Genomic DNA, 19305 nt, shown 5'->3' with positions numbered 1-19305 from the left:
AGAAGATATTGCTGGCAAGCTAGGAAAGAAAGGTCTTCTTTGTTTGTAATGAAAGCCGACAACTAGTGACGGCATAATGGAGAGGATACGCATGAAAAAAGCAGGAGATTCCCATCAGCATGATGGTGTTTTTAGCATTAAAAGCATACGGATGCGGCTGTTACTCATTATGTTGGCGCTTATGTGCGGTTCGCTAAGTTTGCTAACTGGTTTGAGCTACTATTTTTCCGACAAAGCATTATCGAAAAGCGTTAATGAAACAGCGGCTGCCATTAGTCTTGATTATTCGCAACGCGCTGGCGCTTTTGTAAAAGAATTAGTGGTTTTTGTACAAGATATAGCGGTAAACCCGCATATTGTGAATCCACAAAACCGCCAGGAAATTGTAGCGGTGCTGGCTTTGAGTTTGCAACGCAACAATAAGTTTACGGGTATTAACTATGGAGATCTTGCAGGGAATGTGATTCGTGCGCAAGGAGATACCGCTTATTTAGGTGATCGTGACTATTATCTAAAGGCAATTAAAACGAAAGAGCTTACTATTTCCGAACCGTTAGTATCCAAAGGCTCTGGACGGCTGTCTATTGCTATTGCCGCCCCGGTTCTGGTAGATGGTGAAGTGAAGGCGGTTATTCAAGCGACAATGCCCCTCGATAGCCTTAACGAACTTGTTGGCGCGATTCGTTTTATGGACAGCGGTTATGGCTTTATTGCCGATCAGTCCGGAGTAGTTATCGCGCATGCAGTTCGCCCTGAAATCAATGGCAAGGTACGTATCAGCAAGGTACAAACAGAAGTAGAGAGGGTTCCTGAAGCAGACGAACGGCTAGCGGAATTGTTCACAAAGGCGCTTGCTGGAGAAGGCCCTGTGCAAGGCGTGTATACGTTAAGGAATAGACCGACTTTCACGGTAATGACGCCTGTGGAGCTTCAAGGAGGGGCCCGCTGGCTTTTGGGAGTTTCAGCGCCGGAAAGCGAAGTAATCGCTGAGGTCGTAACCCTTAATACCATTTTATTGCTAGCGGCTTTAGTTTGTGTCGTTCTTGGAGCCATTGTAATTGTTCTTATCAGCAGACGTTTTGCAAGGCCGGAGGAAAAATATTTTAAAGCCTTTCGTTATGTCGATGATGCAGTAGGAATTGTAAGTTTTGCTTCAGGAACTTTTATTGAGGTCAATGAGGCGTTTTTTGAACTATTGGGCTATGAGCGCGACGAAGTTTTGGCAAAGCCAGTAGATGCCCTTGGTCTGTGGGTGGAAGAAAAAAATCATCAGGTTCAGCGGCTGCTCAAAAATGAGCGTTCTGTAAGCAAGGTAGAGACTTTGTGGCGTGGACGAAACGGTGAAATTCGGATTGGCCTTTTTTCCGCGGATGTATTTGAAATGGGCGACGAACGCTACTATGTATTTGTTTGGCATGATATTACGGAGCAAAAAAAAGCGGAAGAAAACTTGCAAAAAGCATATGAAATGCTCGAACAGAAAGTAGAGGAGCGAACGCAAGAACTTTTTGCTGCTAATGAAGAACTTACTGCTGCCAACGAAGAGATGCTGGCGATGAATGACGAATTAGATATGGCAAATCGACGCTTGCAGGAAGAAAATAGTATACGCTGTCAAACCGAAGACAAGCTGTTATTACGCGAGCGGCAGTATCGAGCTGCTACTGCTTTATTGACTCGTCCTGTTGAAAATGTCGAAGTGCTTATGGAGAAAATGCTGGCCAATGCATTGCAACTGGTGCAGGCGACAGGCGGCTTTGTGGGTATTTATAATGACGCCGGAACGTCGGTGACGCTTCATCATGGAATCGGCATGCCGCAAGAGGCTGTTAAGGCGCCTCTTACGGCTGATGATGGACCGCTTAAGAAAATGCACGAAACAGGGGAGTCTTTATTTATCAAAGATTCCTGGTGGAATAAGGTTTTTCAAAAAGAAGATTTGCGAAATTCCAGTGTTATCTTGATTCCGCTGCAACAGGGACGGGCGGTTAAAGGTGTTTTGGCGGCGAGCTGGATTGGCGAGGAGCGCCCCTTGGAAGAAGAGACGGCAGAAGTGTTGCGGCAATTCGCAGATTTGGCGGTGTTGGCTTTGGAACGAGCCGAAGCGCAGGAAAAGATTAGCCATATGGCATTTTTTGATTTACTAACTGGCTTGCCTAATCGGGTAAATTTAAATTTGTATCTTGAAAAGGAGTTTGCAAAAGTTAGTACAGGAGCAGCAGCAGGCGTTTTGTATTTTATTGATATGGATGATTTGAAAACCATAAATGATACTTTTGGCCATTCGGCGGGAGATAAGGTGATTATGCAGGCTGGGGAAACCCTGCGGCGTAGTATGAAAGAGGAGCTCTTTGTTGCGCGTATTAGCGGCGATGAGTTTGTTGTTGTCGATCCTAGGCAAGAAGCGGCTCCGCAGGCGGAGGCGTTGGCGGATGAAATGATTAAAGAGCTCTGCCAGGAATACGATTTAGGGGAAGCTAAGATTCAAATGTCCGCCAGCATCGGCATTGTTGAATATCCCCAGCATGGCTTAGTGCCTGAAGTTATTTTGCAAAAGGCGGACATTGCCATGTATGCGGCTAAAGAAACCGGTCGCAATTGCTGGCATGTTTTTGAAGCGTCCCTATTGGAAAAAACATCGGAAGATACGATGTTGATTAATGCAATGCGCTTTGCTTTAGAGAGAGAAGAGATGTTTTTGCAATATCAGCCGCAATGGACGGTGGATGGGACGAAAATTATTGGCGTAGAAGCGTTGCTGCGCTGGGAGAGCAGAGAACATGGACGCATCTCCCCGGCGAGATTTATTCCCTTGGCTGAAAGGAGCCGCTTGATTTTGCAGCTGGGGCAATGGGTATTTCAACGTGCTTGTTCTTTTGCCAGGCGCCTAGCGGCCATGGGAAGAAGCGATATTCGGGTGGCTGTGAATATTTCTTCGCGCCAGCTCAAGGAAGAAGGGTTTGTTTCTTTTATTGTAGAGACCCTAGAAGCGCACGGCGTTCAGCCTTCGCAAATCGAGCTTGAAGTTACGGAAAGCGTATTTATCGACAATATGGAAGGCAGTATATTTAAACTGAAGCAGCTAAAAGAGCGCGGCATTCAATTGTCAGTGGATGACTTTGGAACAGGCTTTTCTTCTTTATCGTATTTGAGAAAATTACCGGTAAACTGCCTGAAAATTGATAAGTCTTTTGTTGATAACATTGCCTGCGATGAGTTGCAACTTCAATTTGTTAACTCCATCATTAACATGGGGCATACGTTGGGCGTTAGCATTGTGGCGGAAGGCGTTGAAACCGAGGAGCAACGAAGCAGGTTGAGCCAGTGTCATTGCGATTATGTGCAAGGCTATCTGCTGAGTAAACCCATTATGGAAGAAGAAGCCGTTGCGGCAATTCTTGGGGCAACCGTTAAAAGGGAAGATCGCTTTCATTGAAAACAGACGTGCAACCCAGTATAATCTAATGGTGTTCACACTGGGAGCATTCAGTGAAGTACTAGATTAAATAGATAGGCGGCTAAAACATGAAAATTTCTAAGCAAGATGCATTGATATGGTTCGATTATTTCTCGCAACTACCGGAGCAAGAGGAACTCAGTACGAAACATGAAGAAATTATTTATGCGACCTTTGCGCAAATTGAAGCGGCGGTAGATCAAAGAAATGAAAACTTGATGGCGGAAATTAAAAATTTGAAGACCTTAGAAAATAGAACTTATTTTGTGGGAAAAGAAAATAAATTTCCTCAAGGATGCCGCTCTTGTTTGCTTGGGACCGGTTTGAGCGCTATTCGCAAAACGAACAAATGCAACTTAGAATGTAAATTTTGCTATAACTATGGCGAATTAGACGCCATCCATCCGGTGGGCGAAGGCATGTGGGAAATTGGAGGCACAAAGTATTACGAGAAGGATCTTGATTTGCTTCTTTCTATTTATGAAAAGCCTACAGGTATTTCTTATGTATATTTAGAGCCTTTTATGGAAATTGAAGAGTACTATTCCATTATCAAGAAGTTTAAGGCAGCGGGCATTCATCAGCATTTATATACCAATGGCACCCTGGCTACGGAAGAGACCTTGAAAGCCTTGGGAGAGGCGGGGCTTGACGAAATCCGCTTTAACTTAGGCGCTTCAAACTGCGCGGACAAGGTAATTGAAAATATTGGTCTAGCCAAAAAATACATTAAAAAAGTAGGCATTGAAACGCCGATGACTCCGGAATTCTATGCAGCGTTTTTCAAGAAGAAGCAGGCAATTTTTGCGACGCACCTTGATTTTATCAACTGTGCAGAGCTGCATTTAAATGAGAATAACGTAGGAAATTATTATGGAGAGAATATGTATATCTGTAGACAAGGGTACGTATCTCCCATTTGGAGCCGGGAACTAACCTTGAAATTTATGAAGATCGCCGACGAAGAGAAATGGGACTTGGCGGTTCATGACTGCTCGAACTACACAAAATTTGCACGCAGCTTAAATTTAAGCAGCAAAGCAGGCATGTGGTTTGGCGCCAGCAATTACGCCTGCGAATTCTCAACGCTGCCATATGAACTGTTTATGCCTATCTTGAACGATGATGATTTTAAATTTTTGCAGGAAGAGGAGCTGCCAGACGGTTATAAACCGAAGCTTTTCGAACTGTAAAGGATAACGCGCAGCGGCCTTTATTGTATTAGACATGCATTCAACTCGCTTGGAGGATAGGCGTTCTGCAGCGAGCTGTATGCATGTTTTTTTTGTTGTGACGGTTGTCTCCGTGATGCAAATCACGGTGCAAGGCGGAAATACCAGTTACGATGGATGGGTAAGAAGATATTAAGACTATGGCGGTGAAACGGGTGGAAATAAAAGAAGCGTATAAAAGTGAATTGAAGCAACACTTCGGAGCGGATGAACGCCGGATTCAGCATGCGCTCAAGGTTTTAAAGACCGCAGAAACGATTATGGACGGTGAAAATATCCAAGGGTCTATAAGGGATGTCGTGACGATTACGGCGCTTTTGCATGATGTGGGGATTAAAACAGCAGAGCAAAAATACCAATCTGCCGCAGGGACTTATCAAGAAATCGAAGGACCGCCCCTGGCGCGCCGCATGATGGAGCGACGCGGCGCAGAACCGGCAGTTACAGACCGGGTTTGCTATATTATAGGCGGCCATCATACGGCGAGCAAAAATGACGGTCTAGATTTTCAAATCATTTGGGAAGCGGATTTGTTTGTAAATATCGAAGAAGAAAGCTTGGCTCAAAACCAGCAGGCTCTTGCAGCCATGATCGAGAAGAATTTTAAAACCGTTACAGGCAAAAACTTGGCGAAAAGAACGTTTTTGCAGTAACAAAAGAAAGGGAGCGGATATACGATGAAAATTGCTATTCTTGTGCGCGAAGAAACTATGGAGCGTTGTACCGTAGGTGGCTGTCTAAACGCTTTTTTTCAAAGAGAGGACGCTTTTGAACGGTATCGGGATATGGAAAACGTGGAATTGCTGTCATTGACGCATAACGGCGGAGACTTGGCGAAAAAGATAGAAACCTTGCGAAAAAAAGAAGTGGATGTGATTCATCTGTCTTCTTGTATGAGAAAGAAAGATCCTAATTATAAAGCAGTGGCCGAGGCGTTATCGGAACATTTTACCGTTGTGGGATATACGCATGGACAAGAAGATACCAACACAATTTGTGCGGCAAGAAAGTCTGGAAAACAGTAGGTAAGTAGCAAGAGAATATGAAAAAACGGAGCCGGCGGAGCGCAACAGAAGCGTTTTAGCCGGCTTTAGATTTTGGGTGGGATCCCTTTGTATAATTTCGCGATTTTTGCGGTTGGAAATTACCTTCGAGAGACATTGCTGACGAACCGCGAAATACACGAAAAACGCGAAAGAAGTTTTCGAGATTATGTGGTATAAACGGCGGTATATATTTAGCCTTGTTATCTCCTAATGCACATGTTAAAATGAAAGTGAATTCACATTCACAAAAAACGATTTTATTTATGATATGGGGGCGCCGGCATGAAAAAGAGACTAAAGGTGTTACTGCTTCTGCTGCTTGTAGGTCTAATTGCTGCAGGTGTATATTCTTTGTGCTTTAAGAAACAGAGCGATCCCAACAGTATTAAGGTTTCCGGCAATATTGAAACAACAACAGTCGGGGTGGGCTTTAAAATAGCCGGACATGTGGCGCAGCGCTTTGTGGACGAAGGCGAAAAAGTGAAAAAGGGACAACCTATCGCTGCTTTGGAGCAGGCCGATCTGGAATTGGATGTGGCTAACGCGAAGGCTCAGCTTCTTGCGGCGCAAGCAATGCTGACGCAATTGAACAATGGCTCGAGGGTGCAAGATATTTCAGCAGCGCAGGCAGTTTTGCGCAGCGCTGAGGCGGACAAGGAAAATGCGGCTACGGATTATCGCCGCACGCAGCAGTTATATGCGCAAGGAGCCATAGCCGAACAGCAGTTGGACCGGAGCCGCACTGCCTATGCTACGGCAAACGCCCGCAGCGACCAAGCAGCGCAGCAACTTAGTCTGCTTGTGGAAGGTCCCCGGCAGGAAGAGATTGCATTGGCCGCAGCCAAGGTGGAACAAAGTAAACAGGTGTTGAATTTAGCGCAGACTCGTCTTGGCTATTCCCAGATTATCGCGCCTGTAGACGGCTTTGTTTTATCCAAAAATATTGAAGCAGGCGAATATGTAGCTCCGGGCACGGCGGTAGTCACCCTTGGCGAATTAGGTCAGGTTTGGCTAAAAGCCTATATTTCTGAAACCGACTTGGGCAAGGTAAAGCTTGGGCAGCCGGTCGTCGTGACTGTCGACACGTATCCAGGGAAAAAATATCAGGGCCAGATCAGTTTTATCGCCTCGGAAGCGGAATTTACACCGAAAAATATCCAAACCGCCGAAGAACGGGTTAAACTGGTGTATCGCGTTAAGATTTCTATTGCCAATGAAGCCTATGAGCTAAAACCAGGGATGCCGGCGGATGCGCAAATTCTCTTGAATGGAGAATAAATGATGGATGCAATTAGGATGCACGAGGTGACGCAAAAATTTGGCGGAGTCATCGCTGTGAACCAGTTGACTCTTGCTGTGCAGGAAGGCGAGATTTTTGGGTTGTTAGGGCCTGACGGAGCGGGGAAGACGACCATCATGAGGCTTTTAGCGGGCCTTTTGGCGCCAAGCGCAGGAGAAGCCTGGGTGTGTGGTTTTCATACGCTAAACGATGTCGAAGCGCTCCGAAATCACATTAGTTATATGCCGCAGCGCTTTGGGTTGTATCTTGATTTGACGGTGCAAGAGAATATTGATTTTTATGCGGATTTGTATAATGTTTCCCAAGCAGTACGCAAAGAAAAAATCCCGGAATTGCTGGCGTTCAGCAATATGACGGCTTTTCGCGACCGACAGGCGCGGAATTTATCCGGCGGCATGAAGCAAAAACTGGCCCTTGCCTGCGCTCTTGTGCATACGCCGAAGGTGCTGCTTTTGGATGAACCGACAAACGGCGTGGACCCGATGTCGCGGCGTGATTTTTGGCGCATTTTATATAAGCTTCTCGAAGATAAAGTGACGATTTTTGTTTCTACATCGTATCTTGACGAAGCGGAACGCTGTGACCGCGTCGGTCTCTTGCACAAAGGTCAATTGATTTTGGCAGGCAAGCCGGCGGAAATCAAAGCCAAGATGGGCGGCGTCTTGCTGGAAATACGCTGCAGTGCGCCCAGAACCGTATTGCCGCTGCTCAAAGCGGCTATGCAGCCTCGGTCGGCCGGGTTGTTCGGTAATAAGATTCACTTGGTTGCCATGGGAGAAGCGGAACAGGTCGAGGCGGACGTTAAGGAGAAATTGCGTGAGTTAGACATTCAAGGGGAAGTGACAGTGATAACGCCTTCCTTGGAGGATGTGTTTATTTCGATGCTTACGACGGGAGAAAGTGGTGAATGAAGTGGAGGACAGCCGCAATGACTCGGAATATGCTGTAATTGTTGAAAACTTGGTAAAGCGTTATGGCAGTTTTACGGCTGTCAATAATGTATCCTTTCGGGTGAAAAAGGGAGAGGTTTTTGGCTTTCTTGGACCCAATGGCGCAGGGAAATCGACTACCATTCGCATGCTGTGCGGCATTATTTTGCCTACGTCCGGCAAGGCTCAGGTAATCGGTTTGGATGTATTTCGCCAGGCAGAGGAAATTAAAGCCAATATCGGCTATATGTCGCAAAAATTTTCGCTTTACGAAGATCTCACCGTGGAAGAAAATATTGATTTTTATAGCGGTATCTATGAGCTTCCGGCGGCGCGAAAGCAAGAACGCAAGGAATGGGTGCTTAAAATGGCTGGGTTGAAGGAGCAACGCAATAGCTACACGTCTACCTTGGCGGGAGGCTGGAGGCAGCGTCTGGCACTGGGGTGTTCTCTTTTGCATCAGCCGCAAGTACTGTTTTTGGATGAACCGACCTCAGGGGTAGACCCCATTTCGCGGCGCAATTTTTGGGATTTAATTTATCATCTGGCGGGCGAAGGGGTTACTGTTTTTGTTACCACGCATTATATGGATGAAGCTGAATATTGTGATCGTCTGGCTATGATTTATCGGGGCGAGCTGGTGGCGATAGGCACGCCGGACGAGCTGAAAAATCAGCATATTGCTGCGCAAAGTATCCCGTTGGAAGGTATGGATTCTAAAGTAATTAGGCCATCGTTGGAGGACGTGTTTGTATCCATTATTGAAGCGCAAGATCGGAAGCAAACTGAGTAAGGAGGGGCGGGTTGTGAGCATTCATCGCATAGCGGCGATTATTCGCAAAGAATTTATTCATATTCTCCGCGACTCCCGCAGTTTGGGCATGGCGATTGCCATGCCGATATTATTGATTTTTCTTTTTGGCTCTTCTTTAAGCTTGGATGTGGATCGCGTACCTCTCGTGGTCTGGGATCAAAGCCAAACCACTGACAGCCGCGAATTAATCGGCCGCTTCACATCTTCGCAGTATTTTAGTTTGGCTTCAACCGCTGCTTCCTATGCGGACATTGAGGCTGCCATTGACCGGAGGGAGGCTATTTTGGCGCTTGTCGTTCCTTATGACTTCGGCCGGAAATTAGAAAGCGCGCAGCAGGCGGAGGTGCAGCTCCTCGTTGACGGCAGCGACGCCAATACGGCTACGATCGCGATCGGCTATGCGCAAGGAGTGACCAATGGCTACAACAGCGCCTTGCTGTTAAAATCCTTGCAAAAAAAAGGCGGTAAAGCCGTAGCTATGCCGTTAGAGGGGAAACTGCGCGTTTGGTTTAACCAGGATATGCAGGCGAAGAATTACATTGTTCCCGGGCTTATCGCCGTAATCATGATGGTGATTGCGTCCTTGCTGACTTCTTTGACAATTGCCCGTGAATGGGAAAACGGAACCATGGAACAGTTGATTACAACCCCGCTCAAGCCGCTGGAACTGATTATCGGCAAACTAACGCCGTACTTTGTGATTGGCATGCTGGACGTAGCGCTGGCGGTGCTGATGGGACGATTTTTGTTTGATGTGCCGCTGCGGGGGAATGCGGCCCTTGTTTTTGGGATGGCGGCGCTGTTTTTGCCGGGAGCGCTGGCCATGGGGATGTTGATCAGCATTATAACGCGGTCGCAGCTTTTGGCCAGCCAGTTGGCGATGGTACTGACTTTTTTACCCTCGTTTCTGCTGTCTGGCTTTATGTACGCTATTGCGAATATGCCGGAGCCTATTCAAGCGCTTACCCACCTGATCCCCTCGCGCTACTTTGTTGCTATTTTGAAGAACGTTTATTTAAAAGGGGCGGGACTGGAAATCATTTGGGCGGAAGCGGTATTCCTCTTTTTCTTTGGGGTGATTATGGTTTTTATTGCCAACAAGAAACTCAAAAAGAGACTGGTGTGAGCTATGGTTTTTGAACGTTTGCGGCAAATGATAAAAAAAGAATTTATTCAGGTCCTTCGCAATCCCAAAATGAGAGCGATTGTTTTAGTTATGCCTGTCATACAAAGCCTTATTTTTGGCTATGCTGTGACGACGGATGTGAATCAGGTAACTACGGCTATTTTTGACCAGGCCCAAACGCCGGAAAGTCGGGAATTGACGGATCGCTTTACCCGTTCAGGATATTTTTCCGTGAATGCAGTGCTGCAAAGCGACCGCGAGGTAGACGAAGTCATTGGCTTGGGGAAAAGCACGGTTGTGCTGCGCATTCCCGCTTCGTTCAACCGCGAGCTGGCAAGCGGCGCTACGGCGAAGGTGCAAATCATTGTGGATGGCGTGGATTCCAATACCGCCGGAGTGGTGCTGAATTATGCCGGGACTATTTTGCAAAACGAGAACGTTGAGTTGCTAAAAAAACGCGCAGGCCTTCCAGGGTGGGAGACGGCGGGAGTGCAGCTGCAGACGCGGCCGTGGTTTAACGAGAATCTGACAAGCCGGAATTTTTATGTCCCTGGCGTCATTGCGGCCATTGTCATGTTGGTCTCGCTTTTACTGACCAGTATGTCCGTTGTGCGGGAGAAAGAAATGGGCACCATGGAACAAATTGTCGTGACGCCGATTAAGCCGTTCGAGTTCATTTTAGGCAAGACTATGCCGTCCATTGTCCTGGGTTTTGTGAATATGATTTTTGTTACCTTGATCAGTGTCTTTTGGTTTGATATTCCTGTGCGCGGCAGTGTGCCGCTCTTGTTTTTAGCCAATGGCTTGTATTTGATGACAACCGTCGGCATTGGTCTCTTGATTTCTACTATTTCCGATACGCAGCAGCAGGCGATGATGTCGAGTTTCTTTTTCTACCTGCCGGCGATCCTGTTATCCGGATTTATGTTTCCCATTGCCAATATGCCGGAAGTAGTGCAATGGTGTACCTATGCCAACCCGTTGCGGTATTTTTTAATCATTATTCGCGGCATTTTTCTAAAGGGGGTAGGGCTGTCGATTTTGTGGCCTCAATTATTGGCATTATTCTTGTTAGGAACGGCGCTCTTGACAGTGGCGGTCAAAAAATTCCGCAAGAATTTGGCCTAAGGGAGAGAAGAAGTTATGCGCAGCAGAAAAACAACGGAAATACGCCGCGAGGAAATCTTGCGGGCAGCGCTGTCGATTGTGGAACAGCAGGGCTTAGATAATTTGAATACAAATGCGATTGCCGCTGTGATTCAATTGGTGCCGTCCGCTATTTACAGGCATTTTAAAAATAAAGAAGAAATAATTGCGGCTCTGATTGACTTTATTGGCGAGCGTCTGCAGCAAAATTTGCAGCAAGCGACAATGCAGGAGGGGACGGCGCTGGAACGTTTAAAATGTCTCTTTGAACTTCATGTGAAATTGCTGCAAGAAGAGCCGGCGATTCCGCGCATTCTTTATTTTCTAATCAGCAGTGAGCGCAATCAGGAATTGAAACAAAAGATGCTCGCTGAAATTAACGCTTATGTATATGAAACGAAAAAGCTGTTGCTCCAAGGGAAAAAAGCCGGTGAAATCAACCAGGAGGTGGATGTTACGGCGGCGGCCATGATGTTTTTAGGCATGATCCAGCCCCTGGTCATTCTCAGCCAAGAGAATAAGGCCGTATTGGACGAGTATCCGCAGAAATTGTGGCAATGTTATCAGCGCACGATTGATTTCTAGAAAAAACGTGTTCCGTTAATTTAGAAGCCAAGGAAAAAATTAAAAGCGCAAGAATAAATTTAGTTTTTTCTAGAAGGGAATTGCTTTGGTAAAGAGAATACATTCATTTATAAAGCTTCTACGAAAGAAGTGCAATACACACGAATGTGTAACAGCCAGTAGCGTTTCCTATCCGTTTAAGGAGGGGGATCTATGGCTGTTGTTTTGTTTTTTATAAATTTGGAACAATTTAACAAACGTGTAAACGTATAGGAGGGGACTGGATGATGAATTTTCCTAAACGTAAGTTGGCCATTGTTGGGGTAGGGCATGTTGGTTCAGCGGTATTAAATTGCGCCTTGTCGTTTAATTTGGCGGCGGATATTGCGTTAATTGATATCCTTGAAGAAAAGGCCATGGGGGAGGCGCTGGACGCCAGCCACGGCACTCCGTATACCTTTAGCCCCAGCGTTCATGTGCATGCAGGGGGCTATGAGGAGTGTAAGGATGCGGACGTGATTATCGTTGCCGCCGGTCCGAGCATTCTTCCAGGCGCTAATTTGGATCGGTTGCTGTTGGCGGAGAGTAATGTGAAAACCATTCATGATGTCATGACTTCCATTACTAAGTATACGAAGGAAGCCATTATCATCATGATTACAAACCCTTTAGATATTACTACGTACTGTGCGCAAAATCTCTTTGACTATCCTAAACATAAGATTTTAGGGACTGGGACAACCTTGGAGACCGCGCGGCTGCGCCGGATTTTGGGCAATAAATACAACGTCGACCCCAAGAATGTACATGGTTATATTCTCGGCGAACATGGAAACTCCGCCTTTCCGGCTTGGAGCCTGGTGAGCGTGGCCGGTATTGCCGCTGACAAGCTAGATTCGTATTTCCAGCCGGAAGAACCCTTGGATTATGAAAAAACGGGCGCAGCGGTGGTCAATGTCGCTTATGATGTACTGAACTACAAGGGCTGCACCAACTCTGGTATTGCCATGGTCGCCTGCCGGATTGCCAGAGCGGTATTTTATAATGAAAACAGCATTTTCCCGGTATCTACGACCTTAAGTGGAGAATATGGATTGTCCGGCATTGCTTTGAGCCTGCCTTGCATCGTGAATTCCGAGGGGGTTCGGCAGCGTTTGGAAGTACCTTTAAATGAAACGGAAATTGGCAAATTGAAAGCAAGCTTTGAAAACTTGGGACAAGTGTTGAAATCGGTGGGCGTTAAAAAGTAAACCAATCTAAAATAAGGAGGCAAACAAATGACGATGGCAGTAGAACAAGTAAGTTTTCCCCAGAATGTGTTTCGCGGACGCGGGGCATTGCAGCAAATTGGCGCGTATGGTAAGAGCCTAGGCGCTCCGGTGTTCATTTTAGGAGGAAAGACGGCTCTTGCGAAAACAAAAAAAGCGCTGGAAGCCAGTCTACAGGCGGCGGGCGTGCAAGTAGCCGCTGTGGAGTGGTATGGCGGCGAATGTACACAGGACAACATTGACCGTTTGGCGGCTGGCGTGCGTCAGCATGGCGCAAAGGTGATTATTGCCGTGGGCGGCGGCAAGGCGCTTGATACCGGCAAGCTGACAGGAGATGCCTGCGGCGTGCCTGTAGTAACGGTACCGACCATTGCGGCTACTTGCGCGGCGGCTACGCCGGTAGCGGTGCTGTATGACAATGACGGTATCTTCATCCGCATCGTATCCTTTCCGAACTGCCCGGTGGGCATGATCATTGATACCGATATTTTGCTGGCAGCGCCAGCAGAGTATTTGTCCGCAGGCTTAGGAGATACGCTGGCAAAATGGTACGAATACCGCGCCGCGATTCAGTGCGTGGAGCAGAACAGCCTGAGCTTGGCGGCCTTGGCTCAGGGCCGTTTATGTTATGACTTGGTGGCCCGTTTCGGCGGTGAAGCCCAAAAGGCCGTAGCGACGAAAAAATATGCTTCAGCTCTGGAGGCGGCGGCAGACGCTATTATTCTTTATGCGGGAATGGCCTCCATTTATGGCGGCGAAAAGTTGCGTTCTGCAGCGGCCCATGCTTTATATAACGCCTTTACGATTATTCCTGCTGCCCATGAAATGGGGCATGGCCGGACCGTGGGCTATGGAAATCTTTGCTTATTGGCGCTGGAAGGACGGTCAGATGAAGAAATTCTGGAAGCCGTTGAAATTGCTAAAGCTTGCGGCGTACCTGTGACTAGCCAGCAGATTGCTAGAACAACAGCGGCGCAACTGGAGGATGTTGCAGCGAAAGCGGTATCGCTGCCGGATATGAAAAACATGCCGGTGACTGTGACTACGGAGAAAATGCTCCAGGCAATTGCCAGGGTGGACGCACTAAGCGCTGATTAGAAAAAGAGCAAGCAAGCGCCGAAGAAGCGGCGCTTGCTTGCTCTTTTTATGTAGGGGAGGGCATTGTGAAGGACTGTAGAAAGAAAATAGTAAGGTTTAGCAGGGAATTGAATGAAAATGGAGAATATATAACTATACATAATAAAGTTTCCACGAAGGAAACGTAATACACACGAATGTGTAACAGCTGCAAGTTCGTCTGCCATCCGCAGACGTAATTGGGCTGTTGTTTTTTATGTCAAGAGAAGAAAGGTTGTTGTGGAAGATGAAGAAAAAGACAGCTCTCTATATTATAATGTGCGGTATGCTAATGACAGCATTGCTGCTGACAGGGTGCGGAGGAAAAAAAGAAGCAAAGACCCCGGCGGATGCGATTGTTTTGGGGGTTGAAAATGAGTCTGCTAAAGTAAATCCGCTCTTTACAGACGAGCATGATGATGCGGTAATGCTGATCTTTACAGGATTGACCCGATACAATGAAAAGAACGAATTGACGCCGGATTTAGCGGAGTCCTGGCAGGTAAGCGCGGATCAAAAGGAATACATATTCAAGCTGCGGCAAAATGTGAAATGGCATGACGGTCAGCCGTTTACAGCGGAAGACGTTAAATTTACGATTGATACGGCATTAGACAAAAAAAGCAATTCAACCATTCGCGAACGTTTTGAAGAAATTCAAGAGGTAAGCGTATTGGATCCCTATACGGTCAAGATTGTTTTAAAGACTCCTTTCCCCTTGCTTGATGCGATGACGACCGGCATGATTCCGAAACATGCCTTAGCGGGAAAAGACGTGAATCAAGATGCCTTTAACGCCCAGCCGATTGGCACAGGACCTTTCCGGCTGAGCCAATGGCAAAAAGGACAAGCGATGACGTTAGAAGCCAATAAGGAGTTTTATCGGGGCGCTCCGAAAGTGGCGAAAGTGATCTTGAAGTTCCTGCCGGATCAGAACGTCCGGGCGCTGCAGTTGGAAACCGGCGAAATTGATGTAGCTCTTGTCGATCCGGCTCAAGTGGAGCGGGTGCAAAAAGTGCAGAGTCTCCAAGTGGAACGTGTGGTAACCGCGGATTATCGCTGTTTGATGTATAATCGCCAATTTCTCTTATGGAATGATGCGCGTGTGCGCCAGGCGTTGAATTTTGCCGTAGACCGGGAGGCGCTGGTAAAAGGCGTGATGCTTGGCTGGGGCAAAGCGGCTTACGGACCGCTGCAGCTCAATTGGGCCAATAACAGTGCGGTAGAAACATATGCTTATAATCCGGCAAAGGCGAAAGAACTGCTGGCTGCGGCAGGCTATACGCCCGGAGCGGACGGAATGCTGCAAAAAGACGGGAAGAAACTGACTTTTAAAATTACTACTTTTGCCCATGATCCGGTGAGGGTTTCCTTAGCGAACGCCTTGTCCACGCAGTTTAAACAAATTGGCGTAGACGCTGTGCCGGATCCGCGCGAAAAAGGATCCTTTAAAATTGCCGACATGGAAACCTTTTTGCTGGGATGGGGCAGTCCCTTTGATCCGGATCAAGATACGTACCGGATCTTCCATGGCAGCGATCCCAGCGGCCAAAACTATGAACACTATAAAAACGCTAAGGTGGATGCAGCTTTGACAGCGGCGCGGCAAACAATGAATCAAGAAGCGCGCAAAGAATTTTACGCTCAGTTCCAGCAAGCGTTGGCAGAGGACCCAGCGTTTAATTTCCTGGTTTACTTGGATGTTGCCGTAGTACATAATAAAAGCATCGGCGGCTTCAAGGCAAGGACGTTGGGCCATCATGGCGCCGGTTATACTTGGAATGTTGAAGAATGGAGCAAGACTCCCTGATGCTGCTGTTTATTTTGCGGAGGCTGCTGGCTAGTGTGCCGGTGCTGCTGGTTGTCAGTCTCTGCTCCTTTTTCTTTATTCATACGGCCCATGGGGACCCGTCGGTGGCCATGTACGGCAGCCAATTGGAACGAATGCGCCCGGCGGACCAGGAGCGCATCCGTGAAAATTTGGGGCTGGATCAACCATTGCCTGTACAGTATGGACGCTGGTTGTCGCAAGCTTTACAAGGCGAATTGGGAACCTCCTATATTACCGGCCGCCCGGTATCTCAAATGCTGGCGGAGCGGCTGCCGCGTACGATTGTGCTGAATGTGAGCGCTTTGGCGCTGATGGTATGCCTGGCGGTTGCCGTGGGCTTGGCTAGCGCCATTCGTCAATATTCGTGGATTGATTATCTGGCGACGTTTTTTTCGTTTCTCTTTTTTTCCATTCCTAGCTTTTGGCTGGCGCTGTTAGCGATTTTGTTTTTCAGCGTCTATTTAGGCTGGCTGCCATCCGCTGGCATGGCTTCTTTGGGGAATGATGGAGATTGGCTCGACCGGCTGCGGCATTTGCTGCTGCCGGTCGTTGTGCTGGCGTTAAGTCATGTGGGCGCTTACATTCGCTTTGTGCGTTCCAGCATGCTGGAAGTGCTGGGTAAGGAATATATTCGTATGGCCCACGCCAAAGGCTTATCGCCGCGAAGAGTGCATTATCTGCACGCCTTTCGCAATGCATTGGTGCCTGTTATTACCTATGGCGGGTTATCTTTTTCTTCTCTTGTCGGGGGCGGTTATCTGGTGGAGACGGTATTTGCTTATCCAGGCCTGGGACAATTGAGCATTCAAGCCGCATCCATGCGAGATTATCCGCTATTGATGGGAACGATATTGCTAACCGGCTGCTTTGTCGTCGCCGGAAACTTGCTGGCGGATATTGCCTGCGCTTGGGTAGATCCCCGGCTGACGGTGGAAGGGCTGCGAAAGAAGGTGGGCGGCATTGGGTAACAAGGCTTTTTGGAAACGTCTGGTGCGCCACCGTTTGGGGCAGGGCGGTTTAATTGTTTTGGCAATCATGCTGTTGCTGGCTGCTGCTGCGCCGCTTTTGGCGGCGTATAGTCCGGTGGACGCCGACTTAGCAGCGGTACGGCAGCCTCCTAGCGGTATGCATCTATTTGGTACGGATGAACTGGGGCGTGATATTTTTAGCCGTCTGTTGTATGGCGCGCGCGTGTCCCTTGCGGTGGGTATTGCTTCGGTGGCTCTGGCGACTACCTTGGGGCTTTTATACGGCGTGGTTAGCGGTTATGCAGGCGGCTTGGCGGATAATGCGCTGATGCGTTTGTTGGATGGCTTGCTTTCGGTGCCGACGCTGGTGCTGGTCATTGCCTTGCAGGCGCTGAGCGGTCAAGGTTTTCAAAGTGTTATTGGGGTGATTGCGGCTACCAGTTGGATGCAGACGGCTCGGATTGTACGGACCGAGTTTTTAGCGGTGAAACAGCAGCCTTTTGTGCAGGCGGCGCTTACATGCGGCGCAAGTGACGGAACGTTGATTTGGCGGCACATCTTGCCGAATTGTTTGCCTTCGGTTGTCGTGTTGGCGACGATGAGCGTAGGCCATGCGATTGTAACGGAAGCGGCCCTCAGCTTTCTGGGCATGGGAATTCCGCCGCACCTTCCTTCATGGGGGAATATGCTGATGGGCGGGCAGCGGAGCATTTTAGCCGGCGCCTGGTGGATTACCTTTTTCCCGGGCTGCTTTATTGTCTTGACCGTACTTGCCATTAACTTCTTGGGAGATGCGGTACGAGACGCTCTTGATCCGTTAGGGGGCAAAGGAAATTTCGGAGCAAAAGGAGAGGCGTCATGAAGGAATCTTGTTTGTCCTTGCGCCATGTGTCTGTTTCTATTGATGGCGCGCCTTTAGTTCGGGATGTGACCTTTGATGTGCCTGCTGGTGAAGTCTTGGGCTTGGTAGGAGAAAGCGGCAGCGGCAAGTCGTTGACGCTGCAGGCGGTGCTAGGGCTGGCCGGTATGGGGCGCAATAATGTGCAGGTTCAAGGAGAGGCCTGGTTCCAAGGGAAAAACTTATGCGCATTGAAGCCGGAGGAGCTGCGCGCGCTACGCGGTGCGGCGATCGGCATGGTCTTTCAAGATCCCCTGGCCTCGCTGAATCCGGTATTGCCTGTAGGCTGGCAGGTAGCGGAGCTTTTTCGAGTGCACCGGAAGCTGTCGCGTCGAGAGGCTGGAGCCGGGGCGAGACAAGCCCTGCTTCGCGCGGGCGTTACAAAGCCGGAAGAGCTGTACTATCGCTTTCCGCACCAATTGTCAGGCGGTCAGCGGCAGAGAGTGCTGATTGCTATGGCTGTGGCGCTGGAGCCTCCCTTGATCATCGCCGATGAGCCGACTACCGCCTTGGATGTGACCTTGCAAGCGCAGATTATCGAAGAATTGCGCCGCTTGCAGCAAGAGGGAGGAAGCTCAGTGCTTTTAGTCTCTCATGATATGGGCGTGATTGCAGAGCTGGCGGATCAGGTGGCGGTCATGCGGGAGGGGCGCGTGGTAGAACAGGGAAGCTGTATGGGAATTTTTGATGCGCCTCAGGAGGCCTATACGAAGCGCTTGTTGGCGGCCAGCCGCTTCGAATTGATTGAGGAGGCGGCGCATGAGTCTTCTTGTAGTTGAAAACGTTTGCTGCCGTTATCGGTTGCATTCGCATTGGCTGGCCGGGCATAAAGAAGTGAAGGCCGTAGAAAAGGTATCCTTGCAGATTGCCGAAGGGGAGCGCTTGGCGTTGGCTGGCGAAAGCGGCAGCGGGAAAAGTACGCTGGCTAGAGCGATCTTATTGTTGGAGCCGCTGGCATCAGGTAAAATTCTTTTTGGTGGTGAGGATATTTCCACGCTAAAGGGGAGGACGCAAAAAAACTATCGGCGTCAAGTGCAGATGGTGTTTCAAGACGCTTATTCTTCCATGAATCCCCGTATGCAGGTAGGCGAAATTCTAGCGGAACCAGTGCGGTCTTTTGCCTTGGAGGAAAATGAAGCTCGCATAACGAAGCGGATCAGTAATATGCTGGAATGCTGCGGCTTGTCCGCTAAAGTTTTGGAGCGGTATCCAGGAGAACTTTCCGGGGGGGAGTGCCAGCGAGTCGCTTTGGCTAGGGCTCTTTTGCCGCAGCCAAGGCTGGTTGTATTTGACGAGGCTACGTCGAGTTTGGATGTGACGCTGCAGAATCAAATCCTTGGCTTGTTGCATCAAGTGCGGCAGCAGATGGATTTAACCTATCTTTTCATTACGCATAATCTAGCCATGCTGCCCCACGTAGCAGACCGCGTCGGCATTATGCAAGAAGGCAGACTGGTAGAAGTTTTGCCTGCGCATCAGTTAGCGCAAGGAAAACATCCGTATACGCAAAAGCTGCTGGCGGCGGCTCCGGTGACACATCCGAAGGATCGAAGAGCTTTGTCAAGGTAAGGTCGCATAGAATTTGTCGCGCCGCTTTTATGTAGGCTAGA

17 protein-coding genes are annotated in these 19305 nt (G+C 48.5%); all 17 read left to right on the top strand.

Features of this window, described 5'->3' with window-relative positions; all coding sequences use genetic code 11:
* The first annotated feature begins 91 nt into the window (after positions 1-91).
* The 17 genes from C508_RS19415 (at position 92) to C508_RS20130 (ending at position 19264) form a co-directional block, all read left to right on the top strand.
* Positions 92-3436: a bifunctional diguanylate cyclase/phosphodiesterase gene (locus C508_RS19415; RefSeq protein WP_018702818.1), complete on the top strand. Its 3345-nt coding sequence runs from the start codon at positions 92-94 to the stop codon at positions 3434-3436.
* Between the two features lie 89 nt (positions 3437-3525).
* Positions 3526-4650 carry a radical SAM protein gene (locus tag C508_RS0106925; protein WP_018702817.1) on the top strand — a complete coding sequence of 375 codons (1125 nt, stop codon included), beginning with the start codon at positions 3526-3528 and terminating at the stop codon, positions 4648-4650.
* 179 nt (positions 4651-4829) lie between these two features.
* Entirely contained in the window at positions 4830-5342 is a 513-nt protein-coding gene (locus C508_RS0106920) for an HD domain-containing protein (RefSeq protein ID WP_018702816.1), read from the top strand.
* Positions 5343-5366: 24 nt separating this feature from the next.
* On the top strand, positions 5367-5714 hold the full coding sequence (locus C508_RS18040) for a CGGC domain-containing protein (RefSeq protein ID WP_018702815.1): 348 nt from the start codon (positions 5367-5369) through the stop codon (positions 5712-5714).
* 303 nt (positions 5715-6017) lie between these two features.
* A complete protein-coding gene (locus C508_RS0106910) occupies positions 6018-7013 on the top strand; it encodes an HlyD family secretion protein (protein ID WP_018702814.1) in 996 nt (331 codons plus the stop codon).
* A 3-nt stretch (positions 7014-7016) separates the two neighbouring features.
* Entirely contained in the window at positions 7017-7946 is a 930-nt protein-coding gene (locus tag C508_RS0106905; protein WP_018702813.1) for an ABC transporter ATP-binding protein, read from the top strand.
* Positions 7939-8757 carry an ABC transporter ATP-binding protein gene (locus C508_RS0106900; RefSeq protein WP_018702812.1) on the top strand — a complete coding sequence of 273 codons (819 nt, stop codon included), beginning with the start codon at positions 7939-7941 and terminating at the stop codon, positions 8755-8757. Before C508_RS0106905 ends, C508_RS0106900 begins: the two co-directional genes overlap by 8 nt.
* A gap of 13 nt (positions 8758-8770) precedes the next feature.
* Positions 8771-9904, top strand: coding sequence for an ABC transporter permease (locus tag C508_RS0106895; protein ID WP_018702811.1), 1134 nt, complete (start codon positions 8771-8773; stop codon positions 9902-9904).
* A 3-nt stretch (positions 9905-9907) separates the two neighbouring features.
* Entirely contained in the window at positions 9908-11032 is a 1125-nt protein-coding gene (locus C508_RS0106890) for an ABC transporter permease (protein WP_018702810.1), read from the top strand.
* A 15-nt stretch (positions 11033-11047) separates the two neighbouring features.
* Entirely contained in the window at positions 11048-11635 is a 588-nt protein-coding gene (locus C508_RS0106885) for a TetR/AcrR family transcriptional regulator (RefSeq protein WP_018702809.1), read from the top strand.
* A 266-nt stretch (positions 11636-11901) separates the two neighbouring features.
* Positions 11902-12864 carry an L-lactate dehydrogenase gene (locus C508_RS0106880; protein ID WP_026319411.1) on the top strand — a complete coding sequence of 321 codons (963 nt, stop codon included), beginning with the start codon at positions 11902-11904 and terminating at the stop codon, positions 12862-12864.
* A 27-nt stretch (positions 12865-12891) separates the two neighbouring features.
* Positions 12892-13980, top strand: coding sequence for an iron-containing alcohol dehydrogenase family protein (locus C508_RS0106875; RefSeq protein ID WP_018702807.1), 1089 nt, complete (start codon positions 12892-12894; stop codon positions 13978-13980).
* A gap of 265 nt (positions 13981-14245) precedes the next feature.
* Entirely contained in the window at positions 14246-15808 is a 1563-nt protein-coding gene (locus C508_RS0106870; RefSeq protein ID WP_039797014.1) for an ABC transporter substrate-binding protein, read from the top strand.
* On the top strand, positions 15790-16797 hold the full coding sequence (locus C508_RS0106865) for an ABC transporter permease (RefSeq protein WP_156817585.1): 1008 nt from the start codon (positions 15790-15792) through the stop codon (positions 16795-16797). Before C508_RS0106870 ends, C508_RS0106865 begins: the two co-directional genes overlap by 19 nt.
* On the top strand, positions 16790-17659 hold the full coding sequence (locus C508_RS0106860) for an ABC transporter permease (protein WP_018702804.1): 870 nt from the start codon (positions 16790-16792) through the stop codon (positions 17657-17659). The genes C508_RS0106865 and C508_RS0106860 overlap by 8 nt, the downstream gene beginning before the upstream one ends.
* On the top strand, positions 17656-18474 hold the full coding sequence (locus C508_RS20135; protein ID WP_018702803.1) for an ABC transporter ATP-binding protein: 819 nt from the start codon (positions 17656-17658) through the stop codon (positions 18472-18474). The genes C508_RS0106860 and C508_RS20135 overlap by 4 nt, the downstream gene beginning before the upstream one ends.
* Positions 18455-19264 carry an ABC transporter ATP-binding protein gene (locus C508_RS20130; protein ID WP_018702802.1) on the top strand — a complete coding sequence of 270 codons (810 nt, stop codon included), beginning with the start codon at positions 18455-18457 and terminating at the stop codon, positions 19262-19264. Before C508_RS20135 ends, C508_RS20130 begins: the two co-directional genes overlap by 20 nt.
* The last annotated feature ends 41 nt before the right edge of the window (positions 19265-19305 follow it).

Origin of the sequence: Anaeromusa acidaminophila DSM 3853 (assembly GCF_000374545.1) — a bacterium.
GTDB lineage: Bacteria > Bacillota > Negativicutes > Anaeromusales > Anaeromusaceae > Anaeromusa > Anaeromusa acidaminophila.
This window is presented reverse-complemented; position numbering and strand designations above follow the sequence as displayed.